The following is a 16,840-nucleotide window of genomic DNA, read 5'->3' as shown; positions in this document are numbered from 1 at the left end:
ATCTAATCAATTTACTAGTTTTAATGACTATTTTTAAATTAATAATTCTTACTAATAATCTAAAAAATTTAAACATTTGAACGAACGCATTATAGAGTTAACAGACATAAGTGCAAAAGACTTTTTTGGCGCACAAAACAGTACTATTGAGCAGTTAAAAAGGTTTTTTCCAAAAATAAAAATAGTTGCTCGTGGATCTAAATTAAAAATTTTTGGTGAAGCATCCGTTTTAGATGAATTCGAAATCCGTTTTGAACGATTAATAAAGTACTTCAATAAATACAACAAGTTGGATGAAAATAGCATTGAACAAATTTTAACGTCCAATGGAAATGAAGAAAAGTCGGTTGCAACAAAATTTGCAAAAGATGTTTTAGTGCATGGTGTAAATGGGAAATTGATAAGGCCACAAACAGAAAATCAGCGTAAAATGGTTACGTTAATGGCAAAAAATGACATGTTGTTTGCAGTTGGTCCTGCAGGAACTGGTAAAACCTACACTGCCGTTGCTTTGGCGGTTAGAGCATTAAAAGAAAAAGAAGTTCGAAAAATTATTTTAACGAGACCTGCTGTAGAATCTGGCGAAAATTTAGGTTTTCTTCCGGGTGATTTAAAGGAGAAATTAGATCCTTATATGCAACCTTTATATGATGCCTTAAGAGATATGATTCCGCATGAAAAACTTGAATCTCATTTAGAAAAAGGGATTATTCAAATAGCACCTTTGGCATTTATGAGAGGTAGAACTTTAGACAATGCGTTTGTTATTTTAGATGAAGCTCAAAACACAACCCATAACCAAATGAAGATGTTTTTAACGAGAATGGGTAAAAGTGCAAAATTCATTATTACTGGCGATCCAGGGCAAATTGATTTACCAAGAAAACAAGTTTCTGGTTTAAAAGAATCTTTGTTGGCTTTAAAAGATATTAACGGAATTGCGCAAGTATATTTAGATGATAAAGATATTGTAAGACATAAATTAGTGAGGGAAATTATAGCCGCTTATAAAAGTATTGAGACAGAATAGTGATTGGTTTTTAGTTGTTGGTTAATTGTGTTTAGTTTATTTTTGCAGCCATCAACAAAAAAACCATCAACAAACAACAACATAATAAATGAATACAATTAACGAAACCAATTTTAATTTTCCAAATCAGAAATCAATTTACAAAGGGAAAGTTAGAGAAGTTTATAATATCAATAACGACGTTTTAGTAATGGTTGCTACGGATAGATTATCTGCTTTTGATGTTATTTTGCCTCGTCAAATTCCTTTTAAAGGTCAGATTTTAAATCAGATTGCAACAAAAATGATGCATGAAACTGCAGATGTTGTTCCGAATTGGTTATTGGCAAATCCTGACGAAAATGTTGCCGTTGGTTATTTATGCGAACCGTTTAAGGTAGAAATGGTAATTAGAGGTTATATGTCTGGTCATGCAGCACGCGAGTATAAAGCAGGAAAAAGAGTTTTATGCGGGGTGCAAATGGCTGAAGGATTAAAAGAAAATGATAAATTTCCTTTACCAATCATTACACCATCAACGAAAGCAGCAAATGGCGAACATGACGAAGATATTTCTAGAGAAGATATTTTAGCAAACAGAATTGTTTCAGAAAAGGATTATTTAGTTTTAGAAGATTACACGCGAAAATTATTTGAAAAAGGAACTGAAATTGCCGCAAAACGGGGTTTAATTTTGGTAGATACAAAGTATGAATTCGGAAAAACTAAAGAAGGTAAAATTGTGCTGATTGATGAAATTCATACGCCAGATTCTTCGCGTTATTTTTATGCGGATGGATATCAACAAAGACAAAACAAAGGCGAATCTCAAAAGCAATTATCTAAAGAATTTGTGCGTCAATGGCTAATAGAAAATGGTTTTCAAGGACAAGATGGACAACAAGTTCCAGAAATGTCTGATGAGAAAATAATCGAAATTTCTAATAGATATATAGAATTATTTGAACAAATTACAGGCGAAAAGTTTGTAAAAGCATCCACAGAAAATGTGATGGAGAGAATTGAAAATAATGTGAATGCTTTTTTAGCAAACTAAAAACAAAAACAATGATTATAGAACCAAGAACGAGAGGATTTATTTGTCTAACGGCACACCCAACTGGTTGTGAGAAAAATATTGTAGATCAAATAGCATACGTAAAATCGAAAGGAAAAATAAATGGCGCTAAAAAAGTTTTAGTTTTAGGTTCATCTACAGGATTTGGTTTAGCGTCAAGAATTTCTAGCGCGTTTGGATCAGAAGCTGCTACAATTGGTGTCTTTTTTGATAAACCATCCGCTCCCGGAAAAACAGGTTCTGCTGGTTATTACAATACAGCAGCTTTCGAAAAACACGCTCATGAAGCTGGTTTATATGCAAAAAGTATAAATGGTGATGCATTTTCAAACGAAATAAAAAGACAAACTTTAGATGTAATCAAAAAAGATTTAGGTCAAATTGATTTGGTAATTTATAGTTTAGCATCGCCTGTAAGAACACATCCAGATACTGGAGAGCGTTTTAAGTCGGTTTTAAAACCAATTGACGGAGTTTTTTCGAACAAAACGGTAGATTTTCATTCAGGAAAGGTCTCAGAAATTTCTATAAACCCAGCAGAAGGAGATGATATTGCAAATACAGTTGCGGTAATGGGCGGTGAAGATTGGAAAATGTGGATAGACGCTTTAAAAGCAGAAAATTTATTATCAGAAGGCGCGACTACAATTGCCTATTCATATATTGGCCCAAAATTAACGGAGGCTGTTTATAGAAAAGGAACCATCGGTGCGGCAAAAGATCATTTAGAAGCAACTGCTTTTACGATCACAAACGATTTAAAGTCGATTGGAGGTAAAGCCTATGTTTCTGTAAATAAAGCGTTGGTAACGCAAGCTAGTTCTGCAATTCCTGTAATTCCTTTATATATTTCATTATTGTATAAAGTGATGAAAGGCAAAGGAATTCATGAAGGTTGTATTGAACAAATTCAACGTTTATATAGTGAAAGAGTTTTTGGAGGAAATTTAGATTTAGACGATAACGGAAGAATTAGAGTTGATGATTGGGAAATGCGTGAAGATGTGCAAGCAGAAGTTTTTAAATTATGGCAAATTGCAACATCAGAAAACTTGGCAGAAATTGGAGATTTAGAAGGTTATAGCAACGATTTTTTTAATCTATTTGGATTTAAAGTTGATGGAATAGATTATAATGCCGAAGTAAATGAAATGGTAGAAATACCTAGTGAAAAATAATATATTTTAATAAAACATTACTGTGTCTGCTCGAGCACAGTCGGGAGGCTTTAGTAGTTCTCGGCTTTGCTCTAACTGGCATTTTATTTATATCAAAATTTGAAAGCCGTAACCATAAAACAACTTAAAGACGAATTAACTCATAAATCTACAAGTGAGTTGAAAGAGTTGTGTTTGCATTTATCGAGATTTAAAAAAGAAAATAAAGAACTACTTACGTATTTATTGTTTGAATCTCATGATGAAAATGCGTATATTCAGTCTATAAAGGATCAAATGGATGTGCATTTTTTAGAGATAAATACAAAGAGTTTTTTCTATATCAGAAAAAGTGCTAGAAAAATTTTAACGCTTACCAAAAAATATATTAGATACTCTAAAAAGAAAGAAACGGAAACTGAATTGTTATTGTATTTCTGCAAGAAATTAAAAGAAATGAAACCATCAATGACGAGAAGTGCGCGATTGCAAAATGTTTTTGATTCTCAAATAAAAATGATCAAAAAAGCCATCGAGAAATTACATGAAGATTTACAATATGATTATCAATTAGAATTAGATACATTATTAGATGAATAAAAAAGAAAGACCAATTTTAGCAGACTTAGTAAACGCAGGAACCTTAGATATTGAAAAATTTCAAAATGAAATACTTCGACCTATTATAAAAATGCAGCATCATTTATTAATTGCTTCTTTTGAAAATTATTTAAAGAAAAGAAAAATTGATTTTTCTATTTTAACAGATCAGAAAAAGAGAAGTAGAGTTTCAGCTGTTTACAAAACGGATAACAATTTTAAAAATTTGACTTTAGGTTTAATTATTGGTCATTTTTCTTTGAATGAATTTACGTTTTATACAGCTAATTTATCCGAAGTTCATAAAAGGATTTTACAGATTACTGCGCAAAGAATTAAAGATAGTATTCTAGATCTAAAATTATAAAACCGCTACAATTAAGTAGCGGTTTCAATCAATCAACCAAAAAACTTCTTTTATTGTTTTGTTTGCAGTGTATACAAATAACTTAGAGAAGTAATATTTTAATTTTAGGGAATGTAAATTTATTTATCCAAAAGTAAGAAATTTTTGTTTAAAAATAAGAATAAATCATTAAACAAAATAGAATTTTATTATTTCAGTATAGGTAAACTAAATAGAAAAAAAAGCACTATTAAGTAGCGTATTTTGCTGGAAGTCTCTAAATAATACATTTACAATAGTTTATGTTATTTTTTAAAGATGAATATATAATATGCAGTTGTGTTTTTTATTTTGCTAGTAGGACCAATTGCCGCTAAAATTGAATCAAAATAAATAACCAAATTCATTAAAACAATACTTGTAATAACTGTGTTAGAAGATTATTTTGCTACTAGAAGTTCCACCCGCAGAATGCTCTAAATCGGTAGTTCCAATTGTGTGTCAAATTTCTTTAATAGCTGTTTAAATAATGAATCCGCCACCTAATTACACTATTATTTTATGGCTGTTAAATACAAATTTTACAACATTCGCAATACTGCCAGTTTTAAAAAAAGGAGCTTGAAAGAAGTCAATGATAGAAACAAGTAGAAACAACAATAAAGTTTTTAAAAAAATCATATTAAAATTCCAAATTTTCTAACTTTATTTTGATTCCTTTTTGTTGCTTTTGTTGATTCTAAAGAAATATACAGTAAGTTAGTAAAACTAATAAAAGCCTCTAATAAAATCAACATAAATAGGGTGAAAATAATTGATAATATTTTTTTCGATTAATTTTGTGCTATAAATATATTTTAAAAGGTAGAAATATCCTCTTAAAAGGTAGTTGTATTTTTTTCATTATTGGTGAAGTCGTAACTTATTAGCCTTTAGATCGTCCTATAGAAAACAACCAACTTAAATTTTATACATGAAAATTCACTCCTTTTTAAAAGCGTCAGTATTAATTATTAGTTGTGCGCTTTATTTCAATAGTAGTCAAGCACAAAGTTTAGAAGCTAAAATAGATAAAATTTTAAGCAATCAGTTTAAAAGTAATGAAACGGGTGTTTCTGCTTTGGTTGCAAAAGATGGAAAAATTTTATATCGAAAAGCTTTTGGAAAAGCGAATTTAGAACTAGATGTAAATATGACTTCAGAAAATGTTTTTGAAGTTGGTTCTATTACAAAACAATTTACATCAGTTTCAATTTTGATGTTATTAGAAGAAGGAAAATTAAGTTTAGAAGATGAAATCACTAAATTTATTCCTGATTATCCAACAAACGGAAAGAAAATTACCGTGCATCATTTGTTAACGCATACATCAGGGATTAAGAGTTATACGTCCATTCAAAGTTTTGGAAAAGTAATGACTATTGATGAAACTCCGTTAAAGTTTATCGATTTTTTTAAGAACGAACCAATGGATTTTGATCCAGGAGAAAAATATTTATATAACAATTCAGCCTATTTTATATTAGGTTACATTATAGAGAAAGTTAGCGGAACCTCGTATCCGAAGTTTATTCAAGAAAGAATTTTTGATAAAATAGACATGAAATCTTCCTATTATGGAAGTCATACAAAATTGATTAAAAATAGAGCTTCTGGTTATGAAAAAACAGATGAGTTTGTAAATGCGCAATATATTAGTTTAACATTGCCTTACGCTGCAGGATCAATCATGTCTTCGGTAGATGATATGTTAAAATGGCAAACCGCAATACATACCAATGTTTTTGTTAAAAAAGAAACTATAAATAAAGCATTTACCAATTATAGATTAAATAATGGCGATAAAATAAATTATGGCTATGGTTGGAGTCTTAATGAAATAAATGATGTGCCAACAATAGAACATGGAGGGGCGATTCCTGGATATTTATCCATGGGTATTTTTGTGCCGAGTGAAAATGTATATGTAATTGTATTCTCTAATTGTGGCTGTCAATTACCCGAAGCCAAAGCTCTAGAAATTGCAGCTTTAACCATTAATAAACCTAAATTTGATATAAGTAGCGCGGTAAAATTATCAAAAGAACAATTAAATAATTGGGTTGGAACCTATGCGTTTGATAATCAAATTTTACGTTTTATTACTTTAAAAGAGGGGCAGTTATTTAGTCAAAGAGAAGGAAGTCCAGAATTATTTAAGATATATCCAACTTCGCCAACTTCTTTTACATTTGAAGAAGGTTTTATTTCTTATGATTTTTCTTTAAAGGATGGAAAAAAAGTAGCGTTATTTAAAAATAGAATTAACCGAGAAACAGGGGTTTTTACAGATGAAAAAGCACCTAAAGAAAAAGAAGTTATTACAGTTTCTGCGGATGTTTTAAAAACGTATGAAGGTGTTTTTGAAATTCAGCCTGGTTTTGATTTAACAATAACTGCTAAAGAAAATCAATTGTTTGCGCAAGCAACTGGGCAAGCTCAATTTGAATTGTTTGCTTCATTAGAAACTAAATTCTTTTTAAAAGTAGTAAAAGCAGAGGTTGAGTTTCATAAAAATGAAAAAGGCGAAATAATTGCATTAACTCTATATCAAGGAGGAAATGTGATGAAAGCGACGAAAAAATAATTAAAAAAAATACTTTATTAAAATTCTAATTCCTACAAGGGCAATCAAAATAGCGGTTGCCTTTTTTAGTTGAATAGGAGTAAAGTAATTGTTGCTCATTCTACTTCCAATTTGTCCGCCAATAAAAACAGTAATTAATAATATGGATGTTAAATTCCAATCGATATAAAAATCAGGATTAGAGTATTGCCCCAATAAGCCAGCGATAGAATTTACCAGAATAAAAAAACTAGCGGTTGCTGCAATTTTCTTTGGAGTATCCCAATTTGTTAAATGCAAAAGGGGCGCTAAAAAAATGCCTCCACCAATACCAACCATTCCAGAAATAAAACCAATAACTCCACCAAAAGAAGCATTTCTCGTTGTGTTTATTTTTGAGGACTGTTCATCCGAAGAAATTATTCTTTTTGAAATCCACATGGTAATTGCCGCAAAAAGTAGCGTAAATCCTAATAATATAAAAAATAAATTCTGACTTATTTTTAATTTCCCTCCCAAATAAGCTAGTGGAATACTTATAAAAACTAAAGGAATTATTTTTTTCCAATCTAATTCTTTCCCTTGAATAAATAAATAGACATTACCGGTTACCACTATAATGTTGCACAATAAAGCCGTTGCTCTAATTTGTGTAAAAACGATTCCTGTTAGTGCTAAAATCGCTAAATAGCTTGAGCCACCTCCAAAACCTACGGAAGAGTATAATATTGCGACTGCAAAGAATAATAGAATTATGTGCCAGTATTGCACTAAGGTTTCAAAAATTAGTAGATTTTCAATCAATTAGTATTTTTTAAGTAGATTGTATTTTAATTATTTAAAAATTATTACTGATAAGGTATAATTTGGTATTTTTTAGTCATCTTAGTACCCTTAATTAACTGATTTTTACATGTAGAGATTAATATTTATTTTTACCACGTTATTAATTAATTGAACTATCCAAAAGAAAAATTTGGTTAGTTAAAAATATACTATTTAATTTAAATTATCATAAATAAAAACGAATCAATTATACGATGGAATCAGAAAATAAAAAAAAATACTGGAAAGAAAACTTAAGATACCTAACCATACTGTTGTCTATTTGGTTTTTAGTTTCTTTTGTTTTCGGGATTTTATTAGTAGAAGAATTGAATACTATTAGATTTGGAGGCTTTAAGTTAGGTTTCTGGTTTGCACAACAAGGAGCCATTTACGTATTTGTAATCTTAATTTTTGTCTATATAAAATTAATGAATCGATTGGATAAAAAATTTGGATTTTACGAAAAATAGATAAAATTATGAGTATTCAAATTTGGACATGGATTTTAGTCGGAATCACTTTTGCATTGTATATAGGAATCGCAATTTGGACCAGAGCAGGTTCAACGAAAGAGTTTTACGTTGCAGGTGGAGGCGTTTCGCCATTAGCAAACGGTTTGGCAACAGCCGCAGATTGGATGTCTGCAGCCTCATTTATCTCAATGGCAGGTCTTATTTCTTTTAGTGGTTATGATGGTTCTGTGTATTTAATGGGCTGGACAGGTGGTTATGTTTTACTGGCTTTATTACTAGCGCCGTATTTACGAAAATTCGGAAAATTTACAGTTCCAGATTTTATTGGAGATAGATATTATTCTAATGTGGCTAGAAGTGTAGCTATATTTTGTGCGCTTTTAGTTTCATTTACATATGTTGCAGGTCAAATGCGAGGTGTAGGTTTGGTTTTTTCTCGTTTTTTAGAAGTAGATATTAATACGGGTGTTATTTTTGGGATGATCATTGTGCTTTTTTATGCGGTTTTAGGCGGAATGAAAGGAATAACCTACACACAAGTTGCACAATATTGTGTGCTAATTTTTGCGTTTATGGTGCCTGCGATTTTTATTTCTATTCAAATGACGGGAAATCCAATTCCGCAATTAGGTTTTGGTGGCGCTGATGAAAACGGAGTATATTTATTAGATAAATTAGATGGTTTGCACAAAGAATTAGGTTTTGCAGCATACACCTCCGGAAGTAAAACTACTTTAGATGTGTTTTTAATTACCGCGGCGCTGATGGCAGGAACGGCGGGTTTACCGCACGTAATTGTTCGTTTTTTTACTGTAAAAAAAGTTTCTGATGCTCGTAAATCAGCAGGTTGGGCATTGTTATTTATTGCGATTTTATATACAACGGCACCGGCGATATCTTTGTTTTCAAGAACTAATTTAATAGAAACGGTAAGCAATAAGGAATATGCAGGACTTCCAGAATGGTTTTCAAATTGGGAAAAAACGGGCTTAATTGTATTTGATGACAAGAACATGGACGGTAAAGTTCAGTATTTAGCAGATGCTGGCAAAAATGAGCTAATAGTAGATAAAGATATTATGGTTTTGGCAAATCCTGAAATTGCAGGATTACCAAATTGGGTAATTGCTTTAGTAGCGGCAGGAGCTTTAGCAGCCGCTTTATCTACAGCAGCAGGACTATTATTAGTAATTTCGGCGTCTGTTTCACATGATTTAATTAAGAAAATGATCAATCCAAATATTTCTGAAAAAGGCGAATTAATTGCAGCAAGATTATCTGCGGTAGTAGCTGTTTGCGTTGCGGGTTATTTCGGAATTAATCCGCCAGATTTTGTCGCAGCCACGGTAGCTTTGGCTTTTGGGTTGGCTGCAGCTTCCTTTTTTCCTGCAATTGTTTTAGGTATTTTTAGTAAAAGGATGAATAAAGAAGGTGCTATTTTAGGAATGGCAGTCGGAATTTTATTGATGCTTTTTTATATGATGAAATTTAAATTTGATTGGTTTGGCGGCGGAACAAAGGAAGATTGGTGGTTTGGTGTTTCACCAGAAGGATTTGGAACTGTTGCAATGATTGCTAACTTTATAATTTCTATCTTAGTCTCACGATTTACTCCTCCACCGCCAAAAGAAGTGCAAGAAATTGTGGAGAACATCAGAATTCCCAGTGGCGCAAATGATGCACAATCTCACTAATTACTATCAACTAAAATTTCACGACAAATAATGAGCAATTATCACATTAAACATTTAGAAGAATATTATCAAGTTTATAGAAAATCGATTCGTGAGCCTGAGAATTTTTGGGAAGAAATAGCTGAAGAGCATTTTATCTGGAGAAAAAAATGGGATAAAGTGTTGGAATGGGATTTTAAAAAACCCGAAGTAAAATGGTTTCAAGGCGCAAAATTAAATATTACAGAAAACTGCATTGACAGACATTTAGCAACTCGAGGAGATAAAACTGCCATTTTATTTGAACCCAACAATCCGGATGAAGCTGCAGAACATATTACATATCTGCAGTTATCAGAAAGAGTAAATCAGTTTGCAAATGTTTTAAAAGACCACGGAATAAAAAAAGGCGACCGAGTTTGTATTTATGTGCCCATGATTCCAGAATTAGCCATTGCAACTTTAGCATGTGCCCGAATTGGAGCAATCCATTCCGTTGTTTTTGCAGGTTTTTCATCCACTGCATTATCAACTAGAATAAATGATTCAGATTGCAAAATGGTCATTACTTCGGATGGTTCTTATAGAGGTGCAAAAACAATTGATTTAAAAGGGATTGTTGATGAAGCTTTAGAAAGTTGTCCAGGAGTAGAAAATGTGTTGGTTGCAAAAAGAATCAATTCAGACATCGACATGAAGCAAGGTAGAGATAAATGGCTGCAACCTTTGTTAGATGCTGCATCAACAAAATGTGAAGCAGAAGTGATGGATGCAGAAGATCCATTATTTATTTTGTACACTTCTGGTTCTACAGGATTACCCAAAGGAATGGTGCATACAACTGCTGGTTATATGGTGTATACGGCGTACACTTTTAAAAACGCGTTTCAATATAAAGAAAATGATGTGTATTGGTGTACCGCTGATATTGGTTGGATTACCGGGCATTCATATATCGTTTATGGCCCTTTAGCAAACGGAGCGACGACAGTACTTTTTGAAGGCGTACCAAGTTATCCAGATTTTGGACGCTTTTGGAACATTATCGAAAAACATAAAGTAAATCAGTTTTACACAGCTCCAACTGCAATTAGAGCGCTAGCAAAACAAGGAACTGGATTGGTAGATATCTACGATTTATCCTCTTTAAAAGTTTTAGGATCTGTTGGTGAGCCAATTAACGAAGAAGCTTGGCATTGGTATAATGACAATGTTGGAAAAAAGAAAAGTCCGATTATAGATACTTGGTGGCAAACAGAAACTGGGGGAATTATGATTACTCCAATTCCGTATGTTACTCCTACAAAACCAACCTATGCAACCTTACCTTTTATTGGAATTCAGCCTGTATTAATGGATGAAAACGGCGAAGAATTAAAAGGCAATCAAGTTGATGGACGCTTGTGTATCAAATTTCCTTGGCCAAGTATTGCAAGAACCATTTGGGGAAATCATGAACGTTACAAAGAAACCTATTTTTCAGCCTATAAAAACATGTATTTTACGGGTGATGGCGCTTTAAGAGACGAAGTTGGATATTACAGAATTACGGGTAGAGTGGATGATGTAATTATAGTTTCTGGTCATAATTTAGGAACTGCGCCAATTGAGGATGCAATAAACGAACATCCTGCAGTAGCAGAAAGTGCAATTGTTGGTTTTCCTCATGATATAAAAGGGAGTGCTTTATACGGATATGTAACTTTAAAAGATTTTGGCGAAACTAGAGTTCACGATAATTTAAGAAGAGAAATCAATCAAATAATTACAGAGCACATTGGTCCGATTGCAAAATTAGATAAAATTCAGTTTTCTGAAGGATTGCCAAAAACACGTTCAGGAAAAATTATGCGTCGTATTTTACGTAAAATTTCGTGTAACGAAATGGATAATTTAGGAGATACAAGTACACTTTTAAATCCGGAAGTTGTGCAAAGTATTATTGATAATCGATTGTAATTTATAGAATATAAGAATAAAAAAGTGGCTTTTAGTAAGGCCCTTTTTCTGTGAAAAGGTTAATATCAAAACCCTTTGTAAATTTTTAAAAATTCTGTCAATTCGAGTAAGTTTTACGATTGAAATGAGTGAAAATTGTATCGAGAATAACAATTTTAGCTTTTATAGAGGTTCTCGATATAATTTTTTAAAGAAAAAATCACTCGAAATGCCATCTTAACAAATATTATAACCCAAAATGCACAACTGGTAGTATTATTATAAAGTTATAAAGGAATATTTCCATGTTTTCGTTTTGGTCTTTCTACTTTTTTATTTTGGAGCATCGCAAAGGCTTTTATTAATTTTCGTCTCGTATCTTTCGGTAAAATTATTTCATCTATAAATCCGCGTTGCGCGGCACTATAAGGATTCGCAAAAAGTGCGGCATATTCGGCTTCTTTTTCTTTCCATTTTTCTTCTGGATTTTCTGCGGATTTAATTTCTTTTTTAAAAATAATTTCAGCCGCTCCTTTTGCTCCCATAACTGCAATTTCTGCACTTGGCCAAGCAAAATTCATATCTGCTCCAATATGTTTAGAGTTCATTACATCATAAGCACCACCATAAGCTTTGCGAGTAATACCAATTTAGTTAATAAATGTCGCATTAAATGCATTTAGAAAATGATGATTTCCAGTTATAGATTTAATCGTTTCACTATCCATTTTCGTGACGGTTTTATGTAGCCATTCTTTAAGGTTTTCCATTTTTTCAAAGCGTTGATTTTTAAATCTATTTTTAATGTATTGCCAAACTTGTTCACAAGGATTTAACTCTGGATTATAAGGGGGATTCTTAATAAATGAATATTTTCAGGTATTTCGATATTCTTTGTTGAATGAAAACCTGCGTTATCGATCACCACAATTTTATATTCCTTAGGCTTATATAAAGAGAATTCTTTAAGATAGGCTTCGAATATTTTAGTATCAACACCATTAATTTCCCATACAAAACAATCTCCATTGATTGGGGAATAACTTCCATATAGATAAGTTGTTTTGAAAATATGCTGATAAGTAACTATTGGTTTGACTCCACTAGCTGTTAAATATTTTCCTAAATGATTCATCATTCCAAATCTAGCTTCGTCTTGAAAATATAGATTTACCTCTTTGTATTTATTTTTATTTAGACTTAATCTAATGTTGTTTAGCGTATTAGGTAGTTTTTAAAAAGGCTTTTTCAGCCTCTACATTTTTTTTGTAATGAGATTTTCGCGGGCTTTTAAGTTTTGTTTTAAAATGTTGCTTTAAATACTCTCGAATACGTTGATATTTTATCTCAATCCCATAGGTTTCATTTACCCATATTTGCGCATCCCAATATCCTAAAAAAGGGTTGAGAGGGTCATTAACTCTTTGCGATAAACCTAAATGAATTTCAGAAGTAATAATTTTTGATTGTTTATTTTTTGGCTTATCACTAATCATTTGATCAATTCCAAATAATTTATAGGTTTCTACCCATCTTTCTAATGTTCTGATGTGAACTCCTACAGAAGCTGACACTTCTTGTCGAGTTTTAAACTTTTTTGTCTTTATATAAATTAAAGATTTTACTCGCTTTTCCCCTTTTAATGTTGTTTGCTTTGACACTAGTTCTTTAAGCTCAATTAGTGATTCTGAAATATCTAAACTTGCTATTCTTCCCATAACGTAATATAATGAAAATACACGGCATTAAAAAACTATTTTGGTATAATTACGGTAATTCTAGGCACGGTTGCTTCACTAAATGCATATAATAATTTTGCTCCGTTTACAATAATACCGTTCCATTCTTGATCTGTTCCTGGTAAAAATCCCGGAACATCTTCTAAAACTAAAAGCGGAATATTAAAAGCATCGCAAAAACGGACAAAACGAGCTGCTTTTTTTGAACTATTTACGTCTAAAACACCCGCTAAAAATAGCGGTTGATTTGCCACAATACCAATACTTCTCCCTCCTAATCGTGCAAAACCTACAATAATATTTTCAGCATAGTCTTTATGAATTTCGTAAAATGAATCTTCATCTATGATTCCAGATATCACAGCATGCATATCATAAGGTTTGTTGGCATTGTCAGGAATGATGGTTGATAAGCTTTCTCTTATTTCATCCTGCAATTTAAAAGGCAATATTTTAGGTGTTTCTGTATTATTTTGAGGTAAATAACTTATAAGTTTTTTTACGTCTTCTAAACATTCTACGTCATTTGCAGACGTTTTATGTGCCACACCAGATTTGGTAGCATGTGCACTTGCACCACCTAATTCTTCACTAGACACTTCTTCGTTCGTTACAGTTTTCACTACATTCGGACCTGTAACAAACATATAACTAGTGTCTTCTACCATAATGGTAAAATCTGTCATTGCAGGTGAATACACAGCTCCTCCAGCACAAGGACCCATAATTGCAGAAAGTTGCGGAATTACGCCAGATGATTGTACGTTTTTGTAAAAAATATCTGCATAACCACCAAGCGATCTAACGCCTTCTTGAATTCTAGCCCCACCAGAATCATTTAAGCCAATAATAGGTGCTCCAACTTTAAGCGCTAAATCCATCACTTTGCAAATTTTCTCTGCATGTGTTTCTGATAAAGAACCTCCAAAAACGGTAAAATCTTGTGCAAAAACATAGGTTAATCTACCATTTATTGTTCCGTAACCTGTTACAACACCATCTCCGTAAAAAACTTCTTTTTCCATCCCAAATTCTTTCGTTCTGTGGATAACTAAAGCTCCGATTTCTTCAAAAGAACCTTCGTCTAAAAGATATAAAACTCGTTCTCTTGCTGTTAATTTTTTCTTCTGATGTTGATTCTCTATTCTTGCTTGTCCGCCGCCTAAATAGGCTAGTGCAAGTTTTTCGTTAAGGTCTTTTATTTTGGATTCCATTTTATATGCTTTTTTCTCGCAGAGGCGCTAAGGCACAAAGCTGAATGTAATTTTTCTATTTTGTTTGATAATGCTTTAAAAAAAAACACTATTTTTAGGTATATTTTTTAATTTTGCTATTGCTATTGAATACTAAAAAAAAATCTACGAAGGCAATCGCACTAATTTCAGGTCTTCAAGATACTGTTGTACAGCAACAAATGCAGCAATTTTTGCTTCTTCTTCCTGCTTGCTTTTTAAAGTTTCAGGAGAATAGTATTTTTTCACAAAATGCGTATCAAAATTACCTGAACGGAATGCATCGTGATTGCATACAAAACTACCGAAAGGTAGTGTAGTTTGAATACCTTCAATTTGATAATTTTGTATAGCAGTAATCATTAATTCGATAGCTTCTTCTCGAGTTTTTCCGTAGGTTATTAATTTAGACAACATTGGGTCGTAATAAATAGGAATATCCATTCCCTGTTCAAAACCATTATCTACGCGAATATTTTTCCCTTCGGGTAATTTATAAACTTTTAAATTACCTACACTTGGTAAAAAATCATTTAAAGGATCTTCTGCATAAACACGCAATTCTAAAGCATGCCCATTAATTTTTAAGCTTTCTTGATTGATAGGTAATATTTCGCCACGAGCAACACGAATTTGTAATTCGACTAAATCTGTTCCGGTGATCCATTCAGTAACAGGATGTTCTACTTGCAAGCGTGTATTCATTTCTAAAAAATAGAAATTATGAGCGTCATCTAACAAGAATTCAACAGTTCCGGCACCTAAATAATCGCAAGATTTTGCTACTTTAATTGCCGCTTCGCCCATTTTTGTGCGTAATTCCGGAGTTAAAACGGATGAAGGAGCTTCTTCAATTACTTTTTGATGACGACGTTGTATACTACATTCGCGTTCAAAAAGATGCACGACATTGCCATGCGAGTCTGCCATAATTTGAATTTCGATATGTCGCGGTGAGGTTACATATTTTTCTATAAAAACAGCTCCATCACCAAATGCAGAAGTGGCTTCGCTAATTGCACGGTTCATTTGTGATTCAAATTCTGATTCTTTTTCTACGATACGCATTCCTTTTCCACCACCACCTGCAGATGCTTTAATCAGAATAGGAAATCCAATTTGGCGCGCTATTTGTTTTGCTTCAGGAATGTCAGTTATGGCTTTGTCTGTTCCAGGAACCATCGGAATATAATATGCTTTTACGGCTTCTTTTGCTGCTAATTTACTTCCCATAATTTTAATCGCTTTCGATTTTGGACCAATAAAAATGATGTTATTATTTTCGCAAGATTCTGCAAAATTTGCGTTTTCAGACAAAAATCCATATCCAGGATGAATAGCATCTACTCCTAATTTTTTAGCAACTTCAATAATTTTATCGCCTAATAAATACGATTTATTGGAAGGCGCTTCGCCAATTAATACAGCTTCGTCTGCAAAGCGAACATGAGGTGCATTTCTATCCGCAGTTGAATATACTGCAACCGTTTTTATGCCCATTTTTTTTGCAGTTCGCATTACACGAATGGCAATTTCACCTCTATTTGCTATTAAAATTTTTTTTATATGCATATTTTTAAAGATCAAAAGTGTGCTAATTTTATACAGATTGATATACAAAAAAGTATATTCTGTGTCTATTCAAATTCAATTAAAAGCTGGTTTTTGTTTACAGTTTCGCCTTTAGTGATTGAAATAGATTTTATAATTCCGTCTCTTGGTGATGTTAAAACGTTTTCCATTTTCATGGCTTCTAAAACTAAAAGTGCATCATCTTCTTTAACTTCCTGACCAACTTTTACATCAACCGATAGTATTAAACCAGGCATCGGAGCCTTAATTTCGTTTATTTTTTTTGTAGCGCCAATTTCAAATCCCATTTCTTTGATTAACGCATCTAATTCGTTAAAAATAGTTACGTTATAAGTGTTGTTATTTACTTTAACCGAATAAGATTTCTGATTAAAATTAGCGTTAATAATTTCCGTTTTGTAAGAGGTGTTATTTTGTAATATATGAAATTTTAAATCTGAAACTTCTAAGGAATCGAGGTTTAAAACAGCTTCTGTATCAATCTTAAAATCGAAAGTATTGTTTACTTTTACCTGGTAAGAATTCGTCACTTCTTAATAATTTAGGGATGCTTTGTAAATATAAGCATT

At 32.1% G+C, this 16,840-nt stretch carries 14 protein-coding genes and 2 pseudogenes; 9 read left to right on the top strand and 7 right to left on the bottom strand.

Going from position 1 to position 16,840, the window contains the following annotated elements:
- The first annotated feature begins 76 nt into the window (after window positions 1-76).
- The 6 genes from BST83_RS10120 (at window position 77) to BST83_RS10085 (ending at window position 6,816) form a co-directional block, all read left to right on the top strand.
- Window positions 77-1,030, top strand: a complete 954-nt coding sequence (locus BST83_RS10120) for a PhoH family protein (protein WP_104809680.1) — start codon at window positions 77-79, stop codon at window positions 1,028-1,030.
- 88 nt (window positions 1,031-1,118) lie between these two features.
- A complete protein-coding gene (locus tag BST83_RS10115; protein ID WP_104809679.1) occupies window positions 1,119-2,066 on the top strand; it encodes a phosphoribosylaminoimidazolesuccinocarboxamide synthase in 948 nt (315 codons plus the stop codon).
- An 11-nt stretch (window positions 2,067-2,077) separates the two neighbouring features.
- Window positions 2,078-3,265 carry an enoyl-ACP reductase FabV gene (gene fabV, locus BST83_RS10110; RefSeq protein ID WP_104809678.1) on the top strand — a complete coding sequence of 396 codons (1,188 nt, stop codon included), beginning with the start codon at window positions 2,078-2,080 and terminating at the stop codon, window positions 3,263-3,265.
- A gap of 99 nt (window positions 3,266-3,364) precedes the next feature.
- Complete coding sequence (locus tag BST83_RS10105; RefSeq protein ID WP_104809677.1) at window positions 3,365-3,844, top strand: hypothetical protein; 480 nt, start codon at window positions 3,365-3,367, stop codon at window positions 3,842-3,844.
- The gene (locus BST83_RS10100; RefSeq protein ID WP_104809676.1) at window positions 3,837-4,211 is read left to right on the top strand and encodes a glyoxalase; all 375 of its coding nucleotides are present in this window, start codon (window positions 3,837-3,839) and stop codon (window positions 4,209-4,211) included. The genes BST83_RS10105 and BST83_RS10100 overlap by 8 nt, the downstream gene beginning before the upstream one ends.
- A gap of 952 nt (window positions 4,212-5,163) precedes the next feature.
- Window positions 5,164-6,816, top strand: coding sequence for a serine hydrolase (locus BST83_RS10085; RefSeq protein ID WP_104809675.1), 1,653 nt, complete (start codon window positions 5,164-5,166; stop codon window positions 6,814-6,816).
- Here the strand turns inward: BST83_RS10085 and BST83_RS10080 are convergent, their stop codons facing one another.
- The gene (locus tag BST83_RS10080) at window positions 6,817-7,599 is read right to left on the bottom strand and encodes a sulfite exporter TauE/SafE family protein (protein WP_240614717.1); all 783 of its coding nucleotides are present in this window, start codon (window positions 7,597-7,599) and stop codon (window positions 6,817-6,819) included.
- Between the two features lie 236 nt (window positions 7,600-7,835).
- Between BST83_RS10080 and BST83_RS10075 the strand changes: the two genes are divergently transcribed.
- Genes BST83_RS10075 through acs form a run of 3 tightly spaced genes read left to right on the top strand, consistent with a single transcriptional unit; the run spans window position 7,836 to window position 11,728 of the window.
- Window positions 7,836-8,093 carry a DUF4212 domain-containing protein gene (locus BST83_RS10075; protein ID WP_104809674.1) on the top strand — a complete coding sequence of 86 codons (258 nt, stop codon included), beginning with the start codon at window positions 7,836-7,838 and terminating at the stop codon, window positions 8,091-8,093.
- A gap of 8 nt (window positions 8,094-8,101) precedes the next feature.
- Window positions 8,102-9,790, top strand: a complete 1,689-nt coding sequence (locus BST83_RS10070; RefSeq protein WP_104809673.1) for a sodium:solute symporter family protein — start codon at window positions 8,102-8,104, stop codon at window positions 9,788-9,790.
- A gap of 15 nt (window positions 9,791-9,805) precedes the next feature.
- A complete protein-coding gene (acs, locus tag BST83_RS10065) occupies window positions 9,806-11,728 on the top strand; it encodes an acetate--CoA ligase (protein WP_302849485.1) in 1,923 nt (640 codons plus the stop codon).
- Window positions 11,729-11,994: 266 nt separating this feature from the next.
- On the opposite strand, the pseudogene BST83_RS10060 reads toward acs, so the two are convergent.
- From BST83_RS10060 to BST83_RS10035, 6 genes and pseudogenes are all read right to left on the bottom strand, one after another.
- Window positions 11,995-12,351 (bottom strand): annotated as a pseudogene (locus BST83_RS10060) (carboxyl transferase domain-containing protein); the annotation flags it as partial.
- Between the two features lie 188 nt (window positions 12,352-12,539).
- Complete coding sequence (locus tag BST83_RS20645) at window positions 12,540-12,845, bottom strand: hypothetical protein (RefSeq protein WP_240614716.1); 306 nt, start codon at window positions 12,843-12,845, stop codon at window positions 12,540-12,542.
- An 85-nt stretch (window positions 12,846-12,930) separates the two neighbouring features.
- A complete protein-coding gene (locus BST83_RS10050; protein WP_104808085.1) occupies window positions 12,931-13,425 on the bottom strand; it encodes a winged helix-turn-helix domain-containing protein in 495 nt (164 codons plus the stop codon).
- Window positions 13,426-13,463: 38 nt separating this feature from the next.
- A pseudogene (locus tag BST83_RS10045) lies at window positions 13,464-14,660 on the bottom strand (acyl-CoA carboxylase subunit beta); the annotation flags it as partial.
- A 144-nt stretch (window positions 14,661-14,804) separates the two neighbouring features.
- Window positions 14,805-16,244, bottom strand: a complete 1,440-nt coding sequence (accC, locus tag BST83_RS10040; RefSeq protein ID WP_104810841.1) for an acetyl-CoA carboxylase biotin carboxylase subunit — start codon at window positions 16,242-16,244, stop codon at window positions 14,805-14,807.
- Between the two features lie 71 nt (window positions 16,245-16,315).
- Window positions 16,316-16,801, bottom strand: a complete 486-nt coding sequence (locus BST83_RS10035) for an acyl-CoA carboxylase biotin carboxyl carrier protein subunit (RefSeq protein ID WP_104809671.1) — start codon at window positions 16,799-16,801, stop codon at window positions 16,316-16,318.
- Window positions 16,802-16,840: the final 39 nt, after the last annotated feature.

This window comes from Polaribacter filamentus, from assembly GCF_002943715.1.
Classification (GTDB): domain Bacteria; phylum Bacteroidota; class Bacteroidia; order Flavobacteriales; family Flavobacteriaceae; genus Polaribacter; species Polaribacter filamentus.
The sequence above is the reverse complement of the archived record's forward strand: the minus strand, read 5'-3'. Positions and strand labels throughout refer to the sequence as shown.